The organism is Olivibacter domesticus, from assembly GCF_900109575.1.
GTDB lineage: Bacteria > Bacteroidota > Bacteroidia > Sphingobacteriales > Sphingobacteriaceae > Olivibacter > Olivibacter domesticus.
The window spans coordinates 1,554,986-1,577,866 of sequence record NZ_FOAF01000001.1 but is presented as its reverse complement, the minus strand read 5'-3'; the positions used below and the strand labels follow the sequence as shown (position 1 = coordinate 1,577,866).

The window sequence follows — 22,881 nt, the reverse complement described above, 5'->3', positions numbered from 1 at the left end:
GAGCTTATGAAAATTTCAATTATAGGTGCTGGTAATATGGGACTAATTCTTGCCCAAAAGTTTTTAGAAGCGGGTCATCAAGTCCGCGTCAGCAATTCGCGTGGACCAGAGACGATTAAAGAAGATGCGCAATCCATTGGATTTAAGCCTGTGGCAGTAAATAACGTTGCGGAAAATGCAGACGTAATTATCATTGCTATCCCCGTAAAAAATGTTCCTCTTCTTCCAACGGATCTTTTTCAGAAAGCACCTCATTCCGCTGTCATTATCGATGTAGGAAATTACTATCCAATAAGAGATGGTGTCATTAAGGAAATTCATGAGGGTATGGTTGAAAGTACTTGGGTCTCAAATATCATAAACCGCCCTGTAGTGAAAGTTTTTAATACGATCTCTCCTCGTTCAATTCAAGAGCTTGCTAATAAAGAGAAATCTAAGAGAATAGCTCTCCCTGTTTCAGGTGATAGTGCAAAAGACAAAGAAATTGTAAAAGGTCTTTTAGACGATATAGGTTTTGACTTCTTCGATGTGGGAACTTTAGCTGATTCTTGGAAGCAACAACCAGGAGCTCCGATTTATGCGACGAACTTAAAGTATGAAGAAATCAAAAATTGGGTAAATCGGGCAATAAAATTATCATTACCGGAACGTCGTGAAAATTTTTTAAAACTTATCACTGGCTTGCCGATGAACTTGTCTCTTGCAGAACAAACGGAGAAAATACAAAGTTACCTGTTGAGAGATGAAATAAATTAATTATAAATATCGCTTCTCTAAGGCACATCACAAGACGCAGCCTTTTTTACCAAATGACAAGTTCCAGTCTGATCCTGTATGATAACTTTACCGAATGAATGAATTTATCAAATATATTTTACAATTCGGGAATTTGAACACACAGCAAATCGACCTTATCACGGGCAAGGCGGCAGAAATGGAATTTCCGAAGGACCATTACTTTTGGGAAGCTACCAAAGTCCCTAAACACATTGGTTTTCTTGTAGAAGGGGTGGTACGTGTTTCTTTCTATGATAATAAAGGAGAAGAAATCACCAAATATTTTTTTGATGAAAACCATTTGATTAAAGATTGGGGAAATTTTGAGCCGTCCTTTTATATACAAACAGTCACTGATTGTAAATTCATCATTTTTACCAAAAAAGATTGGAAGGAACTCTCTGAAACCATTTTAGACTGGGAGAGAGTGATTGATAAAATTATGACCAAGCAACACATCCGGAAAATAGAAAAAATAAGTTCTATGATTTCACAAGATGCTACAACCCGCTATCTTGAATTTTTAAAGAACTTCCCGAATATTGCTAATCGAATTCCTCTTTCTTACATCGCCTCTTACTTAGGAATTACACAATCGTCCTTAAGTCGAATTAGAAAAAGTATCGGCTAATTCACTTTTTGCCAATTGGCAAATATTTTCTCTTTTAAACATGTAACCTTTACACGATAATTTTAAAACAGAAAAAATATGCCAACAATTCTTATAACAGGAGGGCACAGTGGATTAGGATCAGAATGCTCAAAACTTCTCGCCTCAACCTATCATTACAATCTCATTTTAGCAGGAAGAAGTCCTGCCAAAATGGAAACTTTTGCGGCAGAACTGCGAAATTCCTATGAAGTAAAAGTGGATATTATTGAAATGGACACCTCCTCGCTGACATCCGTTCGATCTGGAGTTACTCAGTGCCTTTCAATGCTCGATAGAGGTGAAATTGAGTCTTTACAGGGAATCATTTGCAATGCAGGTGTTCGACTAAATGGCGCTACTACATATTCCGAAGACGGCTATGAAACAACGTTTGCCACAAATTACTTAGGACATGTCCTTTTAACGGAATTATTGATTGACCGAGTAGCGAGCAAAGGGCGTATCGTTTTTACTTCAAGCGGTACACACGATCCCGAAACTGTTGATGGAAAAACAATGCGAGTTGCAGCAGAATACAGTGCAATCGAACTCGCCCATACCGGTAAAAATGGCAAAAAGCCAATTCCAAACGGAAAAGCATATTCTACATCTAAATTGTGTATCATCCTTTATGCGTATGAATTAAACCGAAGATTGAAAAAAGCCGGTGTTATGGTTTCTTCAATAGCGTTTGATCCGGGAGCTACTTTTGATACCGGATTTTTACGAAGTATGCCTAAGCTTGTACAATGGCTTGCAAGTACTTCTTTTATGCGTTGGGTAATGAAACGAAGTGGAATAACCCTTGGGGACGTTGTTTTATCAGGTCAGTTTCTTGCGAAAATAGCCGCTGACCCAATGTATTCCCATGGTTCAGGTAAATATTTTCAATCTAATAACGGTAATTTAATTGAGCGACGTTCTTCTAAATTATCATATGACGAGCAGCGGGCAAAAAAGTTATGGAGTGACACTAAAACGCTCGTCCATTTGCAAGAAAATGAAACATCATCAATACTTCCTTAAGCATTGGTGATAGCTCTAAAACCGTAAATTAGTCAATGGATCTTAAAAATTCATAGAATACTTCGTTTTAAAGCCCCTGAAAATCATCTTACGGGAACATTGTTACTTTCCTCAATAATTACCTTTCGGTGCTCTTTTCCCCAATCTGCAAGACCATAAATGAGATTCTGTAAAGACCATCCATATTCTGTAAGGTTATATTGTACCGTCACTGGTTGCGTATCTAATACCGTTCGTTTAACGAGTTTATTCTGTTCCAGGTCTTTTAATTCCTTACTCAGCTGTTTGTTTGAAATGCCGTTCAGGTCATTCAGTATTTCGGAAAATCTTCTCTCGTTGTAATAGCACATCGATGAGATGATGGAGATTTTCCATTTTCCATTGAGTACATCCATCGCATCATGTATTGCCATGATATCTCTTTTGTGGCAAAGTTCTTCTGTCATAATTCACTTAGTTACTCGAAAGTTACTGTTACTTTTGGTAACAAAGTAAATAAAATAAATTTTCATATGCTACTTTTGTGTAGTAAATAAATTAAAAATTTTAAAAAATGAGTTTTACAAACAAAAACGTAGTAATAACAGGTGGAAGCCAGGGAATCGGATTGGCAACTGCAAAAGCATTTATCAGAGAAGGTGCAAATGTATGGATCACCGGCAGAAGTGAAGAAAATCTGAAAAAAGCTGCCGAAGAAATCAACAGTTCAAATTTAAAAGCGGTAGTATCGGATACTTCCACCCTACAGGGAATAGCTGTTTTGGAACAAGCTGTTGCAGAAAGTGGCGTAAAACTGGACGTACTTTACCTTAATGCCGGCATTGCCATATTTGCGCCAATTGCACAAATTACCGAGGCAGACTTTGATGCCCAATTTAACACAAATGTAAAAGGGCAATTCTTTACACTTCAAAAACTGATTCCACACTTAGCTGACGGCGCTTCAATTATTTTAACTTCTTCTGGCGTTGCCACGGGCGCGGCCATTGCGACAGCAGCTTATTCTGCTACGAAGGCAGCATTGAATAAACTTGCCCATGTTGCGGTAAACGAGCTTGCTGACAGAAAAATACGTGTAAATCTCGTAAGCCCAGGTCCCATCCAAACACCCGGCCTAGATTCTGTAGCCCCCGGTGAAGCTTTAGCGTATCTTGCATCATCAACAGCTCTTCAAAGGCTTGGTAAGGCTGATGAAATTGCTAGTACCGTGTTGTTCTTAGCTTCAGAAGGAGCAGCATATATCAATGGAGCAGACATTGCAGTCGATGGTGGATTTATCCAATATCATCTGAAATAAACTCCATGTTGTTAAGTAATTGATACCACAATAGCTGCAAAATTTTACAATGACCGGAAGATATATAGTATTCCGGTTATTTGTTTATAAGGTATTGATATATTCCTATTTTTTTTCAGTTTAAGAATCCGCTAGGTCTGGTATTTAAAATCTTTCAGAATCTTTAATTCGGCAATGAAATTCCTCAATATGGCAAAATATCTGGAAAATTAAACACAGAACTTTGCCGTTCGATATCCAAAGGATTAGAAATCTTAAACAAAAAATAAAAATGAAAATTGGAATTTTGAATACTGGTAATATAGGCTCTCGGCTCGCTAGAGCATGGGTTAAGGCCGGACATGAGCTGGTGATTGCAAAAGACGGTGAAGCCAAAAAATTAGAACCATTGCTTCAGGAATTAGGAGGTAAGGCTCGCTTTGGAACAATTCAAGAAGCAGCTGAGTTCGGGGACGTGATCCTGTTTTCTGTTTATTGGCCAAGAGCCAAAGCAGTAGTAAATCTTGCAGGCAATGCACTTGAAGGAAAAGTTGTTATAGAAACGATGAATCCATTGGCCGTTACCGATAAGTTTGAACACTACCATGACTTAGAATTTATGCGTGATAATTCGACAGCAGAGGTTTTGCAAACATTGCTACCTAATACACGAGTGGTTAAGGCGTTCAACTTGCTTGCATCTCCGCTTCTTGAAGTGGCAGCTTGGTCTGAGACATCGGTACCTCCGGGTATTTTCTATGCAACAGACGATGAGTCGGCAGGAGAGATTACTCGGACGTTAATCGCTGATGCTGGCTTTAAACCTTTGAATGTTGGCGCACTTAAAGCCGCCCGAACGATAGAGCAGGCCGGCGTACTTATTCACAAAGTCGCTACGCTTGAATACGGTGGTGGTGATTACCTCAACCGTTTAGCTATTACCATTGTGGAGGCAAATCCCGGTCCGATATATCGAGAACGAGTGGTCTGATAAGTTTGGCGGTAGGCGCTTGCAGAAAATTAATTCGGCAAAGTAATACCTCAAAATGGCAAAATGTAAGAACCTGCGACTCCCGAAATTTGTCATAACAAAAAAATTAAAATAATATGTCACAAGAAAACAAAGTAGAAAATGGTATCGGACAAAAGGCTTTAACCAATAAAACAGCATTAGTTACTGGTGGATCACGTGGAATAGGGCGTGCAATAGCGGAACGACTTGCACAAGATGGAGCTTTAGTAGCTATTACTTACAATTCAGGTAAAAATGCGGCTGAGGAAGTTATTACAGGCATCGAAAAAGCCGGAGGCAAAGCTTTTGCGCTTCATGCAGATCTTGTAGATGCAAATGCTATCCCTGCATTTTTTGAAAAACTGGATAGTGAGTTTGTTGTACGCACAGGTAGTAATACCTTGAACATCCTGGTAAACAATGCCGGTAATGCCGGTTGGGGAAGTCTTGCAGACGCAACGCCGGAAAGCTGGGATACCATGTTTGCAGTTCATGCAAGGGCCCCGTTTTTTGTTATTCAGTCGGCACAAAGCAGACTTTCCGACGGTGGGCGTATCATTAATACGTCTTCCGGTCTGGCCACACGTCCGCAACCGTCCGTTCCCATTTATTCGGCAGCAAAGGCAGCCGTCAATACACTCACTCATGCGCTCGCGATAGAATTTGGAGTTAGAAAAATTACGGTAAATGCTGTAGCGCCAGGCTGGACACGCACAGATATGAACGCAGCAGTTCGCGAAAATAGTGATATTGTAAAGGCTATCGAAACAGATACAGCGTTAGGGCGCTTTGGGGAAACCGAAGACATTGCCGCAGTCGTTGGTTTTTTAGCTTCCGATCAAGGCGGTTGGATAACCGGCCAAGTGGTCGAAGCTAGTGGTGGGTACAGGCTATAATTAAATAAAGGGTTACTAGCGCTGCTAGTGGTTTCAAATAGCATAATGAACCGGTAGCGTAGCTATCGGTTTAATTTGTAAATTTATTCAATATGAAACCATCATGATTTGCCTATCACATAGTGGAATGAACTAAGCGTAGCGCTCTCTTGAACGTCGTTGAAAAATATACAAAAAGTGAAAAATAAATCATGATAGCTTCATCACCTTTAAAACCGCCGAAGGCAGCATGAATGCAATAAAAGGTGAACACAATATGAATAAACAAACTTAGCGAAGCGATCTCATTGATTCCGCTATAAATAAACAATATATCAATAATTATATACAGATGAAAAAGTCAAATTCAATTAATATCAGATCGTTATCCGATATACATCGGGATCACGATCTTCCTGCACCCCAACATCCACTTATCAGTCTTATTAATTGGCCAAAAAACCGCACTCCCGAAAACAAATTTACAGGTTCCGTTCTGTCGAATTTTTACCGTATTTCTTTTGGCGTAGGATTAAGTGGTTTATCCAAATACGGACAGTGTCATTACGATTACGCTGAAGGCGGTATGACCTTTATAGCACCCAATCAAATTATTGGCAAATGTAGTTATGACTTTGCAGAAGAATGGTCTCTATACACCTTGCTTGTGCATCCTGACTTTTTATTGAGCTATCCATTGGCAAAAAAAATTAAGCAGTATGGCTTTTTCTCATATAATACCAACGAAGCACTCCATCTATCCGAAAAGGAAAAAACCACGATAGAAACCATTTTAAAAGAGATAGAGGAAGAATTAAGCAATAGAATAGATGACCTCAGTCAGGATGTAATCATTTCTCAAATTGAGTTACTTCTTACTTATGCTAACCGGTTTTATAAAAGGCAATTTATTACAAGAAAATCAATTAACAGTGATTTAGTTCAAACATTGGAGGATATTCTGGACGATTATTTCAGCAACAAGACGCTGAATACCGGAACACCAACGGTACAGTATCTTGCGGAAAAGATGAACGTTTCACCAAGCTATTTAAGCGATATGGTACGATCCCTAACAGGGCAAAAGGCGTTAAGCCTTATCCATCAGAAAGTCATTGAGGTAGCGAAAGAAAAACTATCAACCACAAATTTGTCAGTAAGCGAAGTTGCATATGAATTGGGGTTTGGGCATCCATCATCATTTACCAAACTATTCAAGGCAAAAACAAACTTATCTCCTTTAGATTTTAGGAAATCCTTTAATTAAGTATAACTTCTGGTCGCTTTAAAATATTGTGTCCATGATTTTGCCTAAATAAATCTTTGGGAACTATCAACCTAAATCTAATTGGAATACGCCTTCGAAGATTCTCCCTTTCCCTGGTTTTGAATATTGGCGCTTGTTTTCTTATTCGATTTTTAATTTATACCTTAGTATTATGGAAACAAGCGACAAGAAAGAAGTCCTACCTTTTAGTAAATTCCAGAAAATCAAGCTTTTCAGCTTTTACCCCATTCTGGCTATTCAGGCCTTATGGTGTATTGTGAAAATTGACACTTTCACAATCGATTGGCGCCTTATACCGCTTGTATTACTTATCATTGCAGGTGTAACCCATACAATAGGTCTCACATACTATTATAAATACGCAAAAGAAAGGGAAATGACACGATCTACAGGTATGCGTAAAATGGGAAATTATTTTTTATCAACAGCGAGCATGGTAGCACTCATTGGCTTTTGGTTTATATTAGATATGTCACGCTTTTATTAACCAAATAAGTAAATTCAGCCAAATCTTAAAAATTCCGGCACATTTTCTTATGAGGGAATACCTTTTGCATAGAACGATAATAGCGTTCCACAAAACGATAGAAACTATAAAAAGCTACCAAACAATGAACAATACACAAAACACAGTTCAAAAGTTTTTGCAATATCTTACCGAGAGAGATTTGAAAAATTTGACTGCCCTTTTTGCTAACAATGTTGACTGGGACATACCCGGTGATAAAAACAATGTGTTGTGGCTTGGCAAAAGAAGGAGTAGGGAAGAAGTCTTAGAATTTTATCAATTGCTATGGCAAAATACGGAGCCGCTTTCTGCTAATATTGACAATATCTTTATCGACGGGAAAAAAGCCATTATAGCAGGGGAATTTTCGACAAAAATGCTTAAAACTTGCAAAGTAGTTAACTCTTTATTCTTCATACAACTGACAGTTGAAAATGATGAAATTATAAAGTACAGGTTGTTGGAAGACAGTTATGCTGTCTCGGTCGCGCTGACTCCGGTTTTGTGAAACTTGTCGAATAGCTGCCCGTTTGTAGGGCAGAATAAATAGTGTGCTTGTCCAAAAAACGATGGTAACGACACGAACAGCAAAGGGCAGCTTTAGTTTAATATATCCGCTTCGGTTACCGAGTGCGAAAGAGACACGAAAACTTTCCGGTTTTACAAATAAGCTATAAAAGGAAAATACAAATGAAGGATGTTGACCGTTATGCAGAGAAATTTGATAAAAAAAATTCAACGGAGCATGTTGATAGAACTGAAATTACGGCTATTTTAGCAGATTTCTCAATTAGTGACGTTGAGACTATTGAGGTGCTTAATGGAGGTTTTAGCAATGTCAATCTTAAGGTTGACACCATTCAGAAAAAGTCTTTTGTACTGAGAATTTCGACTGATAAGTTCCGTGTCGAAACAGAACTAGCCTTATTAAATGGGCTGAACAGACATGTTCCAATACCGAAAATCCATGGACATATCATTAATCATAAGAATAGTTATGGTTATATGTTGAAACTCCTTGAAAGTAAAATTTGGCCAACTGGTTACCCCATACAACATATGATAGCTTAAGAAAATTCATTCTAGACAATCGAAAGAGCATTTAGGGCATTCAAAATGGGGCCTCACTTGTTCATAGTGACGTTAACCAAAAGAATATCTTAGTACACAAATATGGATGGAAGTGGCAAGTGAGTGGCATTCTCGATTGGGAATATGCCTTTTCCGGTTCGCCCCTCGTTGATTTTGGTAATTTTTTTAGATTTGAGGATGAGATGCCAGCATATCAAAAGCACTTAGTAGCGGCATACCTGGAGCAGGGAGGTGTTTTAGAGTCTAATTGGCAATATAAAGCCAGAGTTCTTTATTTACTGTCGATGACGGAGTTTTTACACGGGAAGGCAACTATCCGAAGACATTTGCAACTGCTAAAAAAGTTATTGAAAGAACATTATTCACTTTTTATAATTAAATTGATCTCCCAGTAAACGATTGTTTGCTAATTTACATCTACTCATAATAGCCGAACTTATTAGAAATACTTACGCATGATGAAATTAGTCATCTCGACGTTCTTGACTTCTACTATCTGTTCCATTTCTATTTTAAACTTCTGTTTTAGAAAAAAGCCGAGCGCTGTTTTGCTCACATGCGAATAAATGCTACTCACGCCTGTCGTTAGTGCAACCTTCTCTAAAATGCCGTACAATGCCTGGGCTACGCCTCTTCTTTGGTAGTCCATATGAACAAATAGCATATCTATATAATCGCCATCAAGGGTTGCAAATCCAACAAGCGTCTGATCACACCTTGCAGTTACTACCAATTGGTCGTTTATTATCTTCAGCCACCTATCAATGTTATCAACGCTTGCTGCCCAAGCATTTCGTTGCTCCTGATCATATTCGTTTGAGCAAACATTTTGTATAGCATCTACATATAGCTTCTGCATTTCCTTAAGAAGATCGTTAGCACAATCGTTGGTGTTATATATAATTTTATTATTCATACTATTTTTATCAACACCGCAAATTCTCTTTGGGTTATTTTTTTTTGGCGGCATAGTAAGATACTCTTGACGTTATTTGGTTCATAACATCCGTTTCTCAGGTATTGTTTAAGGTAGTCCCTTAAACTGCGGTTGGCATATTCTCTTTTGTCCACATAGTTGTATTATTTAATGTTGTTAATTCTATTTTTGCACTAATCCCAAACAATCCGTTCGTTTTGTTGACAATAATCTTCTTGTGAAGCGAATTTTTATCCCCAAATATTTTCGGTTTACTGACTTTGCACCTTTCAACTTAGTCCGATATAGGAAATCATGGTAACAATGGCGAAATCGGAAAATTACACTGAAAAAATTACAGGAGCTCAGGACCTGTGTTTTTTACAAGGCTCTTATGCAAGACTTTGTCCTATAAGCAGGTGAGTACTTAATACAACCCTGTTCCAAAGATTGATGGTAATAACGGCAGTTATAATATCTGCAATTTGCGCTTCGCTAAAAAATTGCAAAGCATTGGAATAGGTTTCATCTGACAATCCATTTTGATGGATTAATGTTATTTCTTCCGTTATTGCCAACACTATTTTTTCTTCTTCTGTAAAAATACTCTCAGCTTCTCTCCATGCATTCAGTAGAAAAATACGCTGATTAGTTTCGCCATTTTTAATGGCATCTTGAGTATGAATGTTAATACAATAGGCACAACCGTTAATTTGTGAAGCACGTATTTTTATGAGTTCTTTGGTTGTCTTAGATATGGAAGCCTTTGAAAGATACGTTTCTAAACCAACCATCGCTTTTAGTGCATTTGGTGCAACTTCTTTAATGTTAAATCGTTTTTGCATTGTATTATTTTTTTTAATTGTTCAATGCAAAATTGGATAATAACAAAATGAAAAAACTTAAACTGGTTTAAGAACGAAGCCTCTTGCGTATTTCGCTTAAATATTCGGGAGTAAAACCCAGATAGGAAGCGATTAAATATTGAGGAACACGTTGTACAAAATCGGGATGATTTTTGACCGCCTGGAAATAAAATTCTTCTTTCGAAAATGAAAAAAGAAATTGAATGCGTTTTTGAGCTGCTGCGAAGGCACGCTGGTAAACAAAACGGAAATAGCGTTCCATTACCGGAAATTTCTCAAGTAGCTTTTCCTGTTTCTCTTGAGTGATATAAAGAACTAGAGATTTTTCTACTGCTTGAATATAGAATTCTGTTGGGATATTGCGTTCATAGGCGAAGTTGTCGGTAAGCCACCAAGTTTCAATGGCAAATTCGGTGGTTTGTTCTATTCCTTTCTCGTTGATGTAAAATTTTCTTAGTAAGCCAGTCAATACAAAATAATGATACCTGCAAATCTGCCCTTCCTCCAATAGATTTTCTTTTTTAGCCACCTCTTTCGTGTCAAAGAATTTTTTGATTTCTTCAAATTCGTCACTGGAAATTTGAACGAACTTTTCTATATGTTGCTGAAATATTAAAGACATTAAATGTTAGTAAATGTATTGTAAGTATCAAAAATACAAATTAAATCCTTCATTATTAATTCCCTTGAGCCAAATTCTACCTCTCAAAGCCAAACCCTACCTATATTCAAGATTAGAAATATAGTTGGTAAATGATAGAGGTCGGTGGAAAATGACAGTTTCAAATACATTTGGTTAAATAGATGGTTTTTGAAATAGGATTATCCATTGTTATGAAGTTAAGAAGCAATTCTCTTATAATAAATCATCTAATTCACTGTATTGTAGCCTTCCCCGGAACTTTTTTTGCGCTTATGACAAACCATCCGTCTGCTTTTTCAAACATTCACATCACCTTTCTAAACGTGAGATTTATCCTGGGACTTGTAATAGCGTTCGATTTCGCTATCCTATGTTCCCAGTAAAGCTGCAGATCGCCTTTCATAAGCAGTAAAGAACCATGCTGCAGATTAATCGAATAGCGGTTCATATGCTCATCCTTCTTTCGGAAATCAAAATTTCGCTCGGCTCCCAGGCTTAAGGAGGCTATTTCCGTTTTGCGGCCAGGTATCGTATCCTTATCGGCATGCCACGCCACGGAATCATTACCATCGCGGTAAAGATTCAGCAGGACACCCTGGAATACCATACCAGTAAATGCCTCAATCCGTTGCTTAATCGCCTCTAATTCGGGTATCCACGGGATAGGTATGCGCTGGTCTCCAGCCCGCAGCGGGTGATCTCCGTACCATGCGGTTAACCTGGGTGTCAGCACTTCCTTATCATACATCTTTACCTTCGTTTGCTGCCAGGATACCCTGTTCAATAAAAGCCTCAGCAGCTCATCGGCATCCTTCCTTTCTAAAAAATCAGGTGTATAATCCATCAGTTCCTCTGGAAGCACCAATTGCCCACTATCGTCAAACAGTTTCTGCTGCATCTATATTCTATTATTTTTACTTAAAATTTATCAACAGTGGGAAACAGAATCATCTCTTTAAGCAAGCTCTTAACCCAGTGAAGCGTACGATTATGCGCTCCGGACGTTTTACACGGCCATGGTCGGATAAGCACAACTAGTGTGTTTCTGATAAGTGCTTCGTTAGCAGATTTCAGTCGGCGCAGATTTTTACTCGTTCCAAATTTAGAGGTTTTGGCAGAATTTTGTATCTTTGGGGGAACCGAAAAACCTTCAAAAAGGAACCTTAAAATGCCTAAAAAGAGACCTATTGCCAAAAGCATTGATGATCCTATCTGGAAATCTATCTTGGAACAGACTTTCTCCCATTTTCTTACATTCTTTTTTCCAAATGCCGAAGAAGTCTTTGATCTGGATAAAGAATTTGAATATCTCGACAAGGAATTTGAAACGCTCTTTCCTCCTGAACCTAACAATAAAGGGTTCAGATATGTAGACAAACTGGTAAAAGTTCATCTGAAAGAGGGAGGTGAAAAATTCATCCTTTGCCACATTGAGGTACAATCAAGAAAAGGTAAAGGAGATTTGGCTGCCAGAATGTTTGAGTATTTCTATAAAATATATGATAAATATAAGGTGCCGATTACGGCTGTAGCGATATTGGCCGATGGGAGCAAAAATTACTATCCCTCGGTTTACACCCAGGAATTTATGGGTACAAGATTAACATATGAATTCAATTGTTATAAAATATTGAATCAGGATGAACATTTTTAAGAACCAACCTGAATCCATTTGCCGTGGTTGTACTGACCTCTTTAATGGCTATCAGGCACAAGGATATAACCGACGAAGAATTGAAAACCATCAAGCTTGATTTGTACGATGAAATGATGAAGCGGAAGATGGAAAAATCTGTGCGACAAGGCATATACGATTTTCTTGCCTATTATGTAAGCTTTGAAAATCCGCAAATGTTGCGTATCTTTGAAGAAGAAGTAGAAAACAAATTAGGAAGGAGTATCACTGTGGGAACCAGAGAATATTTATTGGAAAAAGCGAAAAATGAAGGTGTAATGCTGGGCGTTAAAACTGAACGAGCAAATTCGGAGAAACTGCTGGCAGAAGAACGTAAAAAGGTGTTGGAAACTAAATATGAGGTTGTCAGCAATCTGATTTTGGACTTTGGCTTTACAGATGAGCAGGCGGCAAAGGCCGCTGAGGTCACAGTTGACTTCGTCCAAAAAGTCCGTGCCGATTTGGCTAAGAAGAAAAATTAAAAGATTCACATAAATATATAGTAAAGCTATTCCTTGGTTTGAGGGATAGCTTTTCTTTTTAAAGGTACTTCTATAGTTCTTATGGGAACCGACGCATCCAAATTTCGTTAAGAGCAGGTTTTTCCTAAAACTCTACCCAAATTTTCAATGCCCAATTTGTCTCGTGGAGGCACCTACCGCATGTTCCCTACCACAGGTGATTCCATGTTGCCCATACCTGAAGGAAGCGATGTAGTAGCCCGTTATATACAGGATTGGAAGACGCTAAAGCCCGATACACCTTGTATTGTGATTTTAAAGGGCGAGCAGGACTTTGTGTTCAAGCAGGTAAACCTGCAGAAGAATGGCACGGTATTGCTCCGCTCTCTCAATAAGGATTACCAACTTTATACGGTACCGGTGAATGAAGCGCTTGAAATCTGGCAGTATGTTAAACACCAGACAGATAGTTTGCCTGCGCCAGAAACTGATTTACAAGAGATCAAACAACTTATTGTCAAGATGCAAAAGCAGCTATTGTTCCAAAACAAGGGCGGCTTCCCAGACTTTTTGGCGATAAATAAAAAACCTTGCCATAATAAAAGGCAAGGCTAAAAAATCATATTATATACGAGGAAAAGCCTTCTGCTATAGTTCGCGCAATTGGACGACGCGGAACATATCTGATATCTTAACAAAAGGAACGCCCTTAAAAGGATTGAAATCACTGCGTCTAGGGGATATCCTTACATTTGTTAGAATAGCTTTTTCCATTTTTTCAAAATCTCGTACACTTAAGCCCGTCGATTCGTTGGTAACAAAGACTACTTCTTTAGGTATCCCGTCCGGAGTAAAATAATAATCGATCATCAGTAATTCTTCATCATTTTTTGTTTTCGCCAATATGATTGGAGCGATCAAACTTCGGATCGCCTTGAAATCTACTCGATAAAATATCGAAGGATTATCATAGCCGGGATGTCGAAGTGCTTGCGGTATTACCAAAGGTTCGTTTTCCCATTTATTCTTCGCATTACCTACACTAATAAGTTCATCACCTTTATCGTTTTTACCCTCTTTTTTTAATAAGTAATTCTCTTGTGTACCTTTTTCAACTTTCGAATTTGTGTTCACCTGTATCTGTCCCATTACAGGAAAAATAATTGTTAACATCGCAAATAGACTAAATATTGATTTTGTTTTCATAGCTTAATTTTTTAATAGCAGGCCGAGCCGCTGAATGCACTTAGCATAGCTTCCGGTACACAAGATTCTGCGCTTAAAACCACAGTTAATTATATTATAATTAATTAATATTCAATACATATTTCATGCTTAATTTTAATAAAAAACCGAATCTTATCATTATGCCAGTCAGGTAACCAATCTTATGCATGGACAGGATTTTTTTGATCCACTCATTGCGCAATCGAAATATCAGGCAATTTTTGTCCAGAACATGAAGTATTATTTCAATTTTATTGCGCTGGAGGGTATGTTCAGGGTTTATGAAAACAACCATGAAGGCGTTGTCCCCAGTTTGAGTGTAACGGTAAGTAACAGTACAAATCCTGCCAAAGCGAAACCAGCAGTGTATACCAATTCCACGTCCGGGAAAGGTTGCTGATAGCTGTTATAAATTATGCAAGATGAAAAGAAACTCCGTAATTAGTAAAAATTGAATGACATGTTAAGGCATAATCAAAAATACTTGGAAACAATATACAAATACTTTGCACAGGATATTAATCGCGGCGATGAGAAATATCAGGAGAGTCCTGAATCTAAAAATTATTTCCGCAAGGTAGAGGAAAACCGAAACAATACGGTGCCTTTTGATCGCTTGCAGGAAAACATTGCAACGGAACGAAATGCCAATGTCCTGGTGCGTAATATAGATATAAACTATGTGGCACAATTTTATTTCCCTGAAAAAATAGTTCCAGGTGTATTTGCCAATCTACGGTATAATGATTATGCCACTTATTATGAGTGCCTCCTTACAGATTATCTTTATTAAATTCACTATTGGTGCACCTGGCATGACAGAGCAAGTTGACAACACTGGTCCCAGGGTACGACTATCGGGTACGACACGCAGTTGGTTGCACCATAACGTTGATCGAGGTGATTACTAGTTCCTCTGAACAAGAAATGGTAACTGGGCACCTGTTCAAATTGTTCATTTTTTTTTAAAATCATCTTGTTTCAGAGTGAACTTTTCGATCAAAAATTGGTCTTGTGAGCAAAAAAAAGGAAAACTATTGTGAAAAACATTCTGCGCTTGCTTAGCGGAAATGAATCGTGCCAAGTACCTAAATAGAAATAATGGGAAATAGCATTACATTAGAAGTATTACACTAATTAGTTTCTAATTCTAGTCATTATATATAAATATCTATGAAAAATCTAAAATCGTTGCTGACTTATCCATTTGAAGGCCGTGTTCATCCCCAAGCAGTAGTATTGGAAAACCAGGTAAATCTTTGGTTAGACGATTGTCACTTTTTACCGGAATCTTTCAGACAAAAGGAGCAAAAAATAAGAGTCGGCCATTGGGTAGCATCCAATTGGCCGGATGCCCCCTATGAACGGCTAATCCCTATGGCTAGATGGTTCCTGGGAGGCTTTCTTCACGACGACCATCATACAAAACTGCCCTTAAAAGAACTTGTGCGAGTGACGATGCGTATTGACGATGTTTGGAAAGGGGCCGCCATCACGCCTGAGGATAATGAAATTGTACGCCAATTTGGTATTGCGACAGATGAATTGCGGCGGTTTGCACCGCCTGAATGGGTAGATCGTTATCTATGGCATAACCGTCTGTTTTTTGAAGGAATTATGTCTGAGGCCTATTACAACTTCAAAAATATTTATCCTTCTGTTGAAGAGTATATCGATATAAGAGATAAAACGATGGGTGGACAAGCCTTGTGTGATCTTACAGAAGTAGCATCATGCACTATTTTGCCATATGAAATTTATTTGCACCCTACTATACAGCGAATTATTAAGCTTTCAGGTTACCTTATGGGCTGGGCAAATGATATTTACTCGATGGAAAAAGAGAAAAATGATAACGAAACGTTAAACTTGGTACTTGTTATACAGCATACACGAAATTGTACCTTGGAGTCTGCTTTAAAAGCAGCAATACAGTTGCATGACGATCACTTGATGGAGTTTCTAAGGCTGCGATCCAAGTTGCCTGATTTTCATGAGCATAATGAAGATGTTGAACGCTATGTTTCCAGCATCGAACTGATGATTCATGGACATTTAATCTGGATTCGTCAGGCCAGCAGGTACGAGGTAGAATTGCAATAATCCGATCTTGCTACATATATGCCTGACTGATCTATGATATTCTAATAGTTTGGCAACTTGATCGCTAACTTCCCTTATGGTCATCAAATACAAAGTGATGAAGAATGGAAAGATATTAAGTTTGATCTGTATGATGAAACGTCCATGTCAAAAATTTCACTTCTATCCACACAGCGAAATGTAAATTTTTGACACAGCAAGCTCCATCCGGCTATTTAAGTAAATTACTTAAATGGCTTGTAGTTAAATTAAAGCTGACAATAGGTAGGCAGTATTTTCTCAAACATTGCCTACTTTTTTTGCGCTTATGACAAACCATCCGTCTGCTTTTTCGAATATTCACATCACCTTTCTAAACGTGAGATTTATCCTGGGACTTGTAATAGCGTTCGATTTAGCTATCCTATGTTCCCAGTAAAGCTGCAGATCACCTTTCATAAGCAGTAAAGAACCATGCTGCAGATTAATCGAATAGCGGTTCATATGCTCATCCTTCTTTCGGAAATCAAAATTTCGCTCGGCTCCCAGGCTTAAGGAGGCTATTTCCGTTTTGCGGCCCGGTATGGTATCCTTATCGGCATGCCACGCCACGGAATCATTACCATCGCGGTAAAGATTCAGCAAGACACCCTGGAATACCATACCAGTAAATGCCTCAATCCGTTGCTTAATCGCCTCTAATTCCGGTATCCATGGGATAGGTATGCGCTGGTCTCCCGCCCGCAGCGGGTGATCTCCGTACCATGCGGTTAACCTGGGTGTCAGCACTTCCTTATCATACATCTTTACCTTCGTTTGCTGCCAGGATACCCTGTTCAATAATAGCCTCAGCAGCTCATCGGCATCCTTCCTTTCTAAAAAATCAGGTGTATAATCCATCAGTTCCTCTGGAAGCACCAATTGCCCACTATCGTCAAACAGTTTCTGCTGCATCTATATTCTATTATTTTACTTAAAATTACGTCCCTTGCCAAAGAGATCCAGTTGTCCATCATGCCGCACCTGCGATCGTTTGTTTTTAGATGGGTATACTTCGTCTCCTTTTTCATCTGCCGGGGCAAGCGTGCGTAAATCTGCCTGCTTTCGTTCCTGCGGCCCCAGTAACGATAGCAAACCCGAAAGGTTGTGAAGCTTTTTCGCAATCACATGCGTTACCTGTCCTTCGCGTTGCAGCTTACCTTCTACCATCAGCAGTTGCGAATACAATATCTCCTTTCGGTAACGCTCAAATAAGCTGGCAAAAACCACCAGGTTGGCCACACCTGTTTCATCCTCGATCGTAATAAAACACACGCCGCCGGCCGTCCCCGGCCGCTGCCGCACCAGCACCAATCCAGCTACCCTTACAGGAGTGCCATCCGGCCACCTATTCAGCTCTTTGGTTGATAGAATGCCCCGATCGTATAATTGCTTGCGTACAAAACTTACCGGATGCGCTTTCAGAGAAAGCGACAGCGAACCATAATCCTGCACCACATGTTCAGATAGCGACATCTTCGGCAGTTGTATTTTCTCTTCCATATCACTGGCCGTAGGCTGCCCCTCAAAGATGCCTACAGGGCGGTCGCTCAGCGCAGTTACTTCCCACAGTGCCTGCCTGCGGTCCATACCCATCGAGCGAAAAGCATCCGCATCGGCCAAGCGCTCCAATGATGCGATGGAAACACCCGCATCCAGCAGAAAATGAATATGTGTATACGCCTTACAGCGCCCCGCTACAAGTGCTTCCATTTCCTCCTGCCGTAAGCCCTTGACCTGCCGAAAGCCCAATCGCATTGCACAATGTTTGCCCGTTTTTTCCTCCAGCGTGTTATCCCATTGCGAAAGGTTTACATCCACAGGCCGTACCTCTACGGCATGCTCACGTGCATCACGCACCAGCTGAGCCGGTGCATAAAAGCCCATCGGTTGGCTATTCAGCAGTGCCGCTGCAAAAACATCCGGCAGGTGGTGTTTAAGCCAACAAGAAACATACACCAAAAGCGCGAAACTTGCTGCATGGCTTTCCGGGAAACCGTAGCTGCCGAATCCTTCCAGCTGTCGGAATACCCTTTGGGCAAATTCGGGCTTATAATTCCTGGATACCATCCCATCAATCAGTTTCCTTTCAAACCGACTTACAAGCCCCTTTGCCTTAAATGTCGCCATGCTACGGCGCAGTTCATCTGCCTCGGCAGGTGTAAAGCCCGCGGCTACGATTGCAATCTTCATGGCCTGCTCTTGAAAAAGCGGTACACCCAGTGTTCTGCCCAATATCTTCTCCAGCTCTGGGGAAGGATAGTCCACCGCTTCCTCACCGTTGCGCCTACGCAGATAGGGATGCACCATGTCTCCCTGGATAGGGCCTGGCCGCACAATCGCCACCTCAATCACCAGGTCGTAGAAATTACGTGGCCGCAAACGCGGCAACATCGATTGTTGCGCCCGGCTTTCAATCTGGAACACACCGATGGTATCCGCCGCGCTGATCATATCATAAACTGCGGGGTCATCCTGCGGAACATTGGCCAACGTAAGCTCGAGCCCGTGATGTAGCTTGGCCAGATCAAAGGCCTTCCGGATACAGGTGAGCATACCCAGGGCCAGTACATCAATCTTCAGAAAGCCCAGTGCATCGATATCATCCTTGTTCCATTCAATGTTGGTACGGTCTTCCATGCGGGCATTGATGATGGGGCAGAGGTCACTCAATTTACCATCTGTAATCACAAAACCACCTGTGTGCTGGCCCAGCTGCCGTGGGAAACCCATAAACTGCTTTGTAAGCTCGAGCACTTTTATGAGATGTGGATCCTTTGCATTAAAACCATGTTCCGAGATGATTTTTCCATCAAACCATTCATCCGTAAACTCCCATATAGAACTCGAGAGCCGGTTAATAGCATCTACCGACATGCCCATCGCCTTTGCCACATCCCGCACCGCACCCTTCTGGTGCAGCTGCGTTACTGTGGCCACGATACCTGCACGGTCACGTCCATACTTTTCATAAATATACTGGATAATCTCTTCACGCCGTTCATGTTCAAAATCAACATCAATATCAGGCGGCTCATTACGGGCAGAAGAAATGAAACGTTCAAAGAGCAGTTCAAACTTGGTGGGATTCACCGAGGTGATGCCCAAACAGAAACAGATCGTTGAATTAGCTGCCGAGCCACGGCCCTGGCATAGGATACCGCGCGATCGTGCCTCACGCACAATATCATAAACCGTCAGAAAATACGGCGCATAATCCATCTCCTTAATGAACTTCAGCTCGTGTACAATAGCCGTTGAAATTTTCTCCGGCAGCTGTTCACCAAAAAAATCGTGTGCACCCTTCCAGGCAAGCTGCTCCAGCTCCTCCAGCGGCGTGCGCCCATCCGGCATAATTTCTTTCGGGTAAACATATTTTAGGCTATCTAAGCTGAACTGGCAAGCATTTGCAATCACTTCTGTATTCTCAATAGCATGCGGATATTTCCTGAAAAGGCGATCCATTTCCTCCATCGGTTTCAGATAACGTTCTGCATTCTGATAGAGCAGGTATCCCGCATTATAGATGGTTTTCTTCTCGCGTACGCAGGTCACAATATCCTGTAATTGCCTTCTCTCCGGGCAATGAAAATGAACATCATTGGTAGCTACCAGTGGTATGTTCAGTTTTTCTTCCAGCTCGGCCAGGCGAAACAGCCTTTTGGCGTCGTTACCCCGGTAAAGCCAGGAGGCAGCGAGGTAAAGCCGGCCGCCCAGCTGCTGCCGGTATTCCTGCAGTCCATTTTTAAAATCATCCTCAAAGTCGAAGCACTCATTCAGCTCGAGAGGAGGGAGGGCAATAAAAATAATCCCTTCCATATAACGGAATACATCCGCTTTGTACAACAAACATTTACCTTTTTCAGTACGCCGGTTTCCCTCAGTAAGTAAAGAGGATAGCCGGGCGTAAGCCTCCTTATCAGTTGGATAAGCAAGCAGCGGCGATCCATCCTGGAGGTCCAGTCTGGCGGCCGGGATGATACGCAGTCCCAGTTTTTTAGCAGCACTGTGCGCACGCACAATACCTGCCAGCGTATTGTGGTCTGTAATCGCCAAGGCCTTATAGCCCAATAGCGCCGCATGTTCCACCAGTTCTTCGGGGTGCGAAGCACCACGAAGGAAGCTAAAATTGGAGGTTACCTGTAATTCCGTATAAGCCATATCTCTTTCCTTAAGCAAAAAATCCATGTATAAACCACTCCGGTGCCTGCTCCTGATCGTAATGCCCAGAGCGGAATACCCAGTAGCGTGCCCCTTCCATATCTTCCACGCGGTAATAATCACGTTGCAGTCCCATTTCAATCCACCATTCCCGTTCAATACGTTCCGGTCCGTCGGCTCTCCTGATAGTATGGATTTTCCCCTTGTAAGTGAAAGACATGGGCGGGTAATCCGGTATCGGCGCAGCCACCAAGATAGGCTCCGGTTTCGGCAACAAATAAATTGGCCTTGGTTCACCAGTTGGCCACTTGCGCGCGGGTTCCTCATCCAGGGAGGTTGCCAATTTAATAGAACGTTCCGGCCAATGATGTTCATCCGGTAGATAGCGGCGGATGGATCCGTAGCCTACGCGACCGGCTATTCGATCCAACAGGTTACTAACCGCTGCCTGCTGGTACGCACCCCCATCAATCCATAGTTTTTCCTGCTGGGCATCCAGCGGCTCCACCACCGGGGCTTCCAATAAGAACAGTTCAATGCCAAGCCCCGGCGCTATCGTGCTGATCTTTTCTTTGAACAGCCCGAACAGGTGGCGGCAATCGCGTGAGGCACGGCCGGTGCCTATTTCAACCTGTTTGATTTTCCCGTCCAGCCGAAAAGACCTGAACACTGCTTTCCGTAAGCCCTGGCTATCCTGTGCAAGCTTGTCCGTTAAGGTTTGCAATAACCTTTCCAGTGCAATCTCGATCGACTTACGTGTGCGTACAGGTTCCAGGCAGGGCAGACGTTCCTGATAAACCACTACCGGGCATATCGGTTCCAGCCGTTCCGAAATCGTCCCCATTGCCTGCCCTAAACGGTCCAGTAGCGGCTGGCCAAAGCGGCGGCGTAATGTTACCCGTGGCATTTGTATAAAATCGCCAATCTGTACCAGTCCCAACTTTTGCATCCGTTCCGCGATTGCTGTTTCCAAGCGGAGTGCGATAGGCGGTAGGGGCAATAACGCTTCCACATGGCAGCCCGGTGCAACAAGAGGGCTTACTTTTCCATAACGGGCAATCGCCCAAGCAGCACCCACGGTATCTGCCATGGCAACCCTCACGTCATAACCGCTGCTTCTTAACTTTGTCGTGATCTCCCTCAAGTAAGGCTTCTCACCCTTCCAGAGGTGCGCGCAACCGCTGGCATCAAGCAGTAGGCCATCCGGCAGATCAACACTGGCAAGCGGTGCATAACGCAGGCACCATTCCGCCAGACGGCGAAGTATTTTTTCCGCTCCCTCGGGTTCAAAATCAAATACCTGTAGGGTGGGGTAGAGCGCCCGAGCATCTGCCAGCACCATTTTTACCCTGATACCTTCTACGGCCGCTTCAGGGCTTACGGCCTGTATCATCATCCGTCCCCTTTCCGGTGCCGCCAGTACGAAGGGCAGCCCTTTTAATTCCGGTTGCTGTTTAGCCAGTCGGTCCGTCAGCAAATGACGGAACCATATTGCAACATATCTTTTCATCACATCGCCTTTTTCGTATATATTTCTTTTCTTGCCGGTGCCGGTTTGTCCATATAATGGAAACGGCCCGATACCCACTCTATCTGCCAGGTACCCGGCTTGCCATTGCGTATTTTCTGCAGTTCAACCAGCCATGTTGGGCGGCCAATGCCCGGCAGCTTGCCATCTAAGCGGCTGCTGAGTGGGCGTATCTGCCAGCGTGACACGCAGGCCAGGTTCTGCGCTCGTCGGGGTCGGTAACGATGTAGAAAACCCGTTACCCTGCTCTGCTCCACGGCCAGTTGCAAGCGGCGCGAGGCGGTTAGGTCCAAATCGCGAATCTCGCCCACAACGGCTGCCAATGAAGAGCATTTCAATGCCTCCTCAATTACCCACAGCGCATCTTTCTCCTGTTTTAGATTGATAAAGATGATGCGGTGGGGCGCAATCCCAAATCGCCCCAGTGATGGCGGGAAGAGCCTGTTGCCTATGCTCACCCAGAGGCAGGGGCCTTTTTGTTGCATCAATTGGGCGATGAGGCAGGAAATAAAACCCGTTGATGCAGCTGCCTGCTCTACATCATTGCTGATAAATTCATGGATAGCGCCCAATGGGAAGGTTCCCGTAGGAAAAGCCTGCTCCATAGGGCCTATATTTTTGATCAGGTTATCACTTTCGCTCGCTATGGAAAAACCCTCCGCTGCCAAAATCATTTTGCGCAGCTCCTCCACTTTCAACTTTTTTTCCAATATGGCCTCCATATCCCGAATTAATTTTTACATTTGTCATTATTGGTGACAATATGAATGTTGTCAA

General features: G+C 41.6%; 27 protein-coding genes. 17 read left to right on the top strand and 10 right to left on the bottom strand.

The genetic code is table 11. The features are described from left to right. The first annotated feature begins 6 nt into the window (after nucleotides 1–6). The 3 genes from BMY50_RS06885 to BMY50_RS06875 all read left to right on the top strand — a co-directional run bounded on the left by BMY50_RS06885 (nucleotide 7) and on the right by BMY50_RS06875 (nucleotide 2,455). Nucleotides 7–756 (top strand): NADPH-dependent F420 reductase, encoded by a 750-nt coding sequence (locus BMY50_RS06885; RefSeq protein ID WP_093320894.1) that lies wholly within the window; start codon nucleotides 7–9, stop codon nucleotides 754–756. Nucleotides 757–850: 94 nt separating this feature from the next. Beyond that, the gene (locus tag BMY50_RS06880; RefSeq protein ID WP_093320891.1) at nucleotides 851–1,408 is read left to right on the top strand and encodes a Crp/Fnr family transcriptional regulator; all 558 of its coding nucleotides are present in this window, start codon (nucleotides 851–853) and stop codon (nucleotides 1,406–1,408) included. Nucleotides 1,409–1,486: 78 nt separating this feature from the next. Next, the gene (locus BMY50_RS06875) at nucleotides 1,487–2,455 is read left to right on the top strand and encodes an SDR family NAD(P)-dependent oxidoreductase (protein WP_093320887.1); all 969 of its coding nucleotides are present in this window, start codon (nucleotides 1,487–1,489) and stop codon (nucleotides 2,453–2,455) included. Between the two features lie 83 nt (nucleotides 2,456–2,538). Here BMY50_RS06875 and BMY50_RS06870 read toward each other — a convergent pair whose 3' ends face one another. Then, entirely contained in the window at nucleotides 2,539–2,901 is a 363-nt protein-coding gene (locus BMY50_RS06870; RefSeq protein ID WP_093320883.1) for a winged helix-turn-helix transcriptional regulator, read from the bottom strand. A gap of 107 nt (nucleotides 2,902–3,008) precedes the next feature. Here BMY50_RS06870 and BMY50_RS06865 point away from each other — a divergent pair, with 107 nt between their 5' ends. From BMY50_RS06865 to BMY50_RS06830, 8 genes are all read left to right on the top strand, one after another. Further along, a complete protein-coding gene (locus tag BMY50_RS06865) occupies nucleotides 3,009–3,752 on the top strand; it encodes an SDR family oxidoreductase (protein ID WP_093320879.1) in 744 nt (247 codons plus the stop codon). A 286-nt stretch (nucleotides 3,753–4,038) separates the two neighbouring features. Beyond that, complete coding sequence (locus BMY50_RS06860; RefSeq protein WP_202907756.1) at nucleotides 4,039–4,722, top strand: NADPH-dependent F420 reductase; 684 nt, start codon at nucleotides 4,039–4,041, stop codon at nucleotides 4,720–4,722. Between the two features lie 116 nt (nucleotides 4,723–4,838). After that, on the top strand, nucleotides 4,839–5,639 hold the full coding sequence (locus tag BMY50_RS06855; RefSeq protein WP_093320871.1) for an SDR family NAD(P)-dependent oxidoreductase: 801 nt from the start codon (nucleotides 4,839–4,841) through the stop codon (nucleotides 5,637–5,639). Nucleotides 5,640–5,970: 331 nt separating this feature from the next. Then, nucleotides 5,971–6,885, top strand: a complete 915-nt coding sequence (locus tag BMY50_RS06850) for a helix-turn-helix domain-containing protein (RefSeq protein ID WP_093320866.1) — start codon at nucleotides 5,971–5,973, stop codon at nucleotides 6,883–6,885. A 172-nt stretch (nucleotides 6,886–7,057) separates the two neighbouring features. After that, nucleotides 7,058–7,393, top strand: a complete 336-nt coding sequence (locus BMY50_RS06845; protein ID WP_093320860.1) for a hypothetical protein — start codon at nucleotides 7,058–7,060, stop codon at nucleotides 7,391–7,393. A gap of 124 nt (nucleotides 7,394–7,517) precedes the next feature. Continuing rightward, nucleotides 7,518–7,922 carry a nuclear transport factor 2 family protein gene (locus tag BMY50_RS06840; protein ID WP_162276548.1) on the top strand — a complete coding sequence of 135 codons (405 nt, stop codon included), beginning with the start codon at nucleotides 7,518–7,520 and terminating at the stop codon, nucleotides 7,920–7,922. A 182-nt stretch (nucleotides 7,923–8,104) separates the two neighbouring features. Next, nucleotides 8,105–8,485, top strand: a complete 381-nt coding sequence (locus BMY50_RS06835; RefSeq protein WP_093320844.1) for an aminoglycoside phosphotransferase/kinase family protein — start codon at nucleotides 8,105–8,107, stop codon at nucleotides 8,483–8,485. Nucleotides 8,486–8,523: 38 nt separating this feature from the next. Further along, the gene (locus BMY50_RS06830) at nucleotides 8,524–8,901 is read left to right on the top strand and encodes a phosphotransferase family protein (RefSeq protein WP_093320838.1); all 378 of its coding nucleotides are present in this window, start codon (nucleotides 8,524–8,526) and stop codon (nucleotides 8,899–8,901) included. Between the two features lie 44 nt (nucleotides 8,902–8,945). Here the strand turns inward: BMY50_RS06830 and BMY50_RS06825 are convergent, their stop codons facing one another. The 4 genes from BMY50_RS06825 to BMY50_RS06810 form a co-directional block, all read right to left on the bottom strand. Continuing rightward, nucleotides 8,946–9,422: a GNAT family N-acetyltransferase gene (locus tag BMY50_RS06825; RefSeq protein WP_162276547.1), complete on the bottom strand. Its 477-nt coding sequence runs from the start codon at nucleotides 9,420–9,422 to the stop codon at nucleotides 8,946–8,948. Nucleotides 9,423–9,814: 392 nt separating this feature from the next. Next, nucleotides 9,815–10,267: a carboxymuconolactone decarboxylase family protein gene (locus BMY50_RS06820; RefSeq protein WP_093320828.1), complete on the bottom strand. Its 453-nt coding sequence runs from the start codon at nucleotides 10,265–10,267 to the stop codon at nucleotides 9,815–9,817. A 67-nt stretch (nucleotides 10,268–10,334) separates the two neighbouring features. Continuing rightward, on the bottom strand, nucleotides 10,335–10,910 hold the full coding sequence (locus BMY50_RS06815; RefSeq protein WP_093320824.1) for a Crp/Fnr family transcriptional regulator: 576 nt from the start codon (nucleotides 10,908–10,910) through the stop codon (nucleotides 10,335–10,337). Nucleotides 10,911–11,235: 325 nt separating this feature from the next. Continuing rightward, nucleotides 11,236–11,829, bottom strand: a complete 594-nt coding sequence (locus BMY50_RS06810; RefSeq protein WP_093320793.1) for an alpha-ketoglutarate-dependent dioxygenase AlkB family protein — start codon at nucleotides 11,827–11,829, stop codon at nucleotides 11,236–11,238. A 270-nt stretch (nucleotides 11,830–12,099) separates the two neighbouring features. On the opposite strand from BMY50_RS06810, the gene BMY50_RS06805 reads away from it, so the two are divergent. The 3 genes from BMY50_RS06805 to BMY50_RS06795 all read left to right on the top strand — a co-directional run bounded on the left by BMY50_RS06805 (nucleotide 12,100) and on the right by BMY50_RS06795 (nucleotide 13,682). Next, nucleotides 12,100–12,585: an RpnC/YadD family protein gene (locus BMY50_RS06805; protein WP_139202224.1), complete on the top strand. Its 486-nt coding sequence runs from the start codon at nucleotides 12,100–12,102 to the stop codon at nucleotides 12,583–12,585. 44 nt (nucleotides 12,586–12,629) lie between these two features. Beyond that, complete coding sequence (locus BMY50_RS06800) at nucleotides 12,630–13,088, top strand: hypothetical protein (protein ID WP_093320815.1); 459 nt, start codon at nucleotides 12,630–12,632, stop codon at nucleotides 13,086–13,088. Between the two features lie 147 nt (nucleotides 13,089–13,235). Continuing rightward, complete coding sequence (locus tag BMY50_RS06795) at nucleotides 13,236–13,682, top strand: S24 family peptidase (RefSeq protein ID WP_139202223.1); 447 nt, start codon at nucleotides 13,236–13,238, stop codon at nucleotides 13,680–13,682. A 33-nt stretch (nucleotides 13,683–13,715) separates the two neighbouring features. Here the strand turns inward: BMY50_RS06795 and BMY50_RS06790 are convergent, their stop codons facing one another. Beyond that, the gene (locus tag BMY50_RS06790; RefSeq protein ID WP_139202222.1) at nucleotides 13,716–14,273 is read right to left on the bottom strand and encodes a hypothetical protein; all 558 of its coding nucleotides are present in this window, start codon (nucleotides 14,271–14,273) and stop codon (nucleotides 13,716–13,718) included. A gap of 184 nt (nucleotides 14,274–14,457) precedes the next feature. Here BMY50_RS06790 and BMY50_RS06785 point away from each other — a divergent pair, with 184 nt between their 5' ends. The 3 genes from BMY50_RS06785 (at nucleotide 14,458) to BMY50_RS06775 (ending at nucleotide 16,397) form a co-directional block, all read left to right on the top strand. Continuing rightward, nucleotides 14,458–14,694: a hypothetical protein gene (locus BMY50_RS06785; protein WP_093320804.1), complete on the top strand. Its 237-nt coding sequence runs from the start codon at nucleotides 14,458–14,460 to the stop codon at nucleotides 14,692–14,694. Nucleotides 14,695–14,754: 60 nt separating this feature from the next. Next, the gene (locus BMY50_RS06780; protein ID WP_093320801.1) at nucleotides 14,755–15,087 is read left to right on the top strand and encodes a hypothetical protein; all 333 of its coding nucleotides are present in this window, start codon (nucleotides 14,755–14,757) and stop codon (nucleotides 15,085–15,087) included. A 380-nt stretch (nucleotides 15,088–15,467) separates the two neighbouring features. Continuing rightward, complete coding sequence (locus tag BMY50_RS06775) at nucleotides 15,468–16,397, top strand: terpene synthase family protein (protein WP_093320797.1); 930 nt, start codon at nucleotides 15,468–15,470, stop codon at nucleotides 16,395–16,397. Between the two features lie 339 nt (nucleotides 16,398–16,736). Here the strand turns inward: BMY50_RS06775 and BMY50_RS06770 are convergent, their stop codons facing one another. From BMY50_RS06770 to BMY50_RS06755, 4 genes are read right to left on the bottom strand one after another with little or no spacing between them, the layout of a single operon-like run. Further along, the gene (locus BMY50_RS06770) at nucleotides 16,737–17,330 is read right to left on the bottom strand and encodes an alpha-ketoglutarate-dependent dioxygenase AlkB family protein (protein WP_093320793.1); all 594 of its coding nucleotides are present in this window, start codon (nucleotides 17,328–17,330) and stop codon (nucleotides 16,737–16,739) included. A 15-nt stretch (nucleotides 17,331–17,345) separates the two neighbouring features. Then, on the bottom strand, nucleotides 17,346–20,603 hold the full coding sequence (locus BMY50_RS06765) for an error-prone DNA polymerase (protein ID WP_317040811.1): 3,258 nt from the start codon (nucleotides 20,601–20,603) through the stop codon (nucleotides 17,346–17,348). Further along, nucleotides 20,587–22,086 (bottom strand): Y-family DNA polymerase, encoded by a 1,500-nt coding sequence (locus tag BMY50_RS06760; RefSeq protein WP_093320788.1) that lies wholly within the window; start codon nucleotides 22,084–22,086, stop codon nucleotides 20,587–20,589. The genes BMY50_RS06765 and BMY50_RS06760 overlap by 17 nt, the downstream gene beginning before the upstream one ends. Then, nucleotides 22,086–22,826 (bottom strand): ImuA family protein, encoded by a 741-nt coding sequence (locus tag BMY50_RS06755; RefSeq protein ID WP_238383684.1) that lies wholly within the window; start codon nucleotides 22,824–22,826, stop codon nucleotides 22,086–22,088. The genes BMY50_RS06760 and BMY50_RS06755 overlap by 1 nt, the downstream gene beginning before the upstream one ends. Between the last annotated feature and the right edge of the window lie 55 nt (nucleotides 22,827–22,881).

Excerpts from the sequence above, each read along its gene's own strand:
- BMY50_RS06885 (WP_093320894.1), top strand. The coding sequence starts at position 7 with ATGAAAATTTCAATTATAGGTGCTGGTAATATGGGACTAATTCTTGCC.
- BMY50_RS06880 (WP_093320891.1), top strand. The coding sequence starts at position 851 with ATGAATGAATTTATCAAATATATTTTACAATTCGGGAATTTGAACACA.
- BMY50_RS06875 (WP_093320887.1), top strand. The coding sequence starts at position 1,487 with ATGCCAACAATTCTTATAACAGGAGGGCACAGTGGATTAGGATCAGAA.
- BMY50_RS06870 (WP_093320883.1), bottom strand. The coding sequence starts at position 2,901 with ATGACAGAAGAACTTTGCCACAAAAGAGATATCATGGCAATACATGAT.
- BMY50_RS06865 (WP_093320879.1), top strand. The coding sequence starts at position 3,009 with ATGAGTTTTACAAACAAAAACGTAGTAATAACAGGTGGAAGCCAGGGA.
- BMY50_RS06855 (WP_093320871.1), top strand. The coding sequence starts at position 4,839 with ATGTCACAAGAAAACAAAGTAGAAAATGGTATCGGACAAAAGGCTTTA.
- BMY50_RS06850 (WP_093320866.1), top strand. The coding sequence starts at position 5,971 with ATGAAAAAGTCAAATTCAATTAATATCAGATCGTTATCCGATATACAT.
- BMY50_RS06845 (WP_093320860.1), top strand. The coding sequence starts at position 7,058 with ATGGAAACAAGCGACAAGAAAGAAGTCCTACCTTTTAGTAAATTCCAG.
- BMY50_RS06840 (WP_162276548.1), top strand. The coding sequence starts at position 7,518 with ATGAACAATACACAAAACACAGTTCAAAAGTTTTTGCAATATCTTACC.
- BMY50_RS06835 (WP_093320844.1), top strand. The coding sequence starts at position 8,105 with ATGAAGGATGTTGACCGTTATGCAGAGAAATTTGATAAAAAAAATTCA.
- BMY50_RS06825 (WP_162276547.1), bottom strand. The coding sequence starts at position 9,422 with ATGAATAATAAAATTATATATAACACCAACGATTGTGCTAACGATCTT.
- BMY50_RS06820 (WP_093320828.1), bottom strand. The coding sequence starts at position 10,267 with ATGCAAAAACGATTTAACATTAAAGAAGTTGCACCAAATGCACTAAAA.
- BMY50_RS06815 (WP_093320824.1), bottom strand. The coding sequence starts at position 10,910 with ATGTCTTTAATATTTCAGCAACATATAGAAAAGTTCGTTCAAATTTCC.
- BMY50_RS06810 (WP_093320793.1), bottom strand. The coding sequence starts at position 11,829 with ATGCAGCAGAAACTGTTTGACGATAGTGGGCAATTGGTGCTTCCAGAG.
- BMY50_RS06805 (WP_139202224.1), top strand. The coding sequence starts at position 12,100 with ATGCCTAAAAAGAGACCTATTGCCAAAAGCATTGATGATCCTATCTGG.
- BMY50_RS06800 (WP_093320815.1), top strand. The coding sequence starts at position 12,630 with ATGGCTATCAGGCACAAGGATATAACCGACGAAGAATTGAAAACCATC.
- BMY50_RS06795 (WP_139202223.1), top strand. The coding sequence starts at position 13,236 with ATGCCCAATTTGTCTCGTGGAGGCACCTACCGCATGTTCCCTACCACA.
- BMY50_RS06790 (WP_139202222.1), bottom strand. The coding sequence starts at position 14,273 with ATGAAAACAAAATCAATATTTAGTCTATTTGCGATGTTAACAATTATT.
- BMY50_RS06785 (WP_093320804.1), top strand. The coding sequence starts at position 14,458 with ATGCATGGACAGGATTTTTTTGATCCACTCATTGCGCAATCGAAATAT.
- BMY50_RS06780 (WP_093320801.1), top strand. The coding sequence starts at position 14,755 with ATGTTAAGGCATAATCAAAAATACTTGGAAACAATATACAAATACTTT.
- BMY50_RS06775 (WP_093320797.1), top strand. The coding sequence starts at position 15,468 with ATGAAAAATCTAAAATCGTTGCTGACTTATCCATTTGAAGGCCGTGTT.
- BMY50_RS06770 (WP_093320793.1), bottom strand. The coding sequence starts at position 17,330 with ATGCAGCAGAAACTGTTTGACGATAGTGGGCAATTGGTGCTTCCAGAG.
- BMY50_RS06765 (WP_317040811.1), bottom strand. The coding sequence starts at position 20,603 with ATGGATTTTTTGCTTAAGGAAAGAGATATGGCTTATACGGAATTACAG.
- BMY50_RS06760 (WP_093320788.1), bottom strand. The coding sequence starts at position 22,086 with ATGAAAAGATATGTTGCAATATGGTTCCGTCATTTGCTGACGGACCGA.
- BMY50_RS06755 (WP_238383684.1), bottom strand. The coding sequence starts at position 22,826 with ATGGAGGCCATATTGGAAAAAAAGTTGAAAGTGGAGGAGCTGCGCAAA.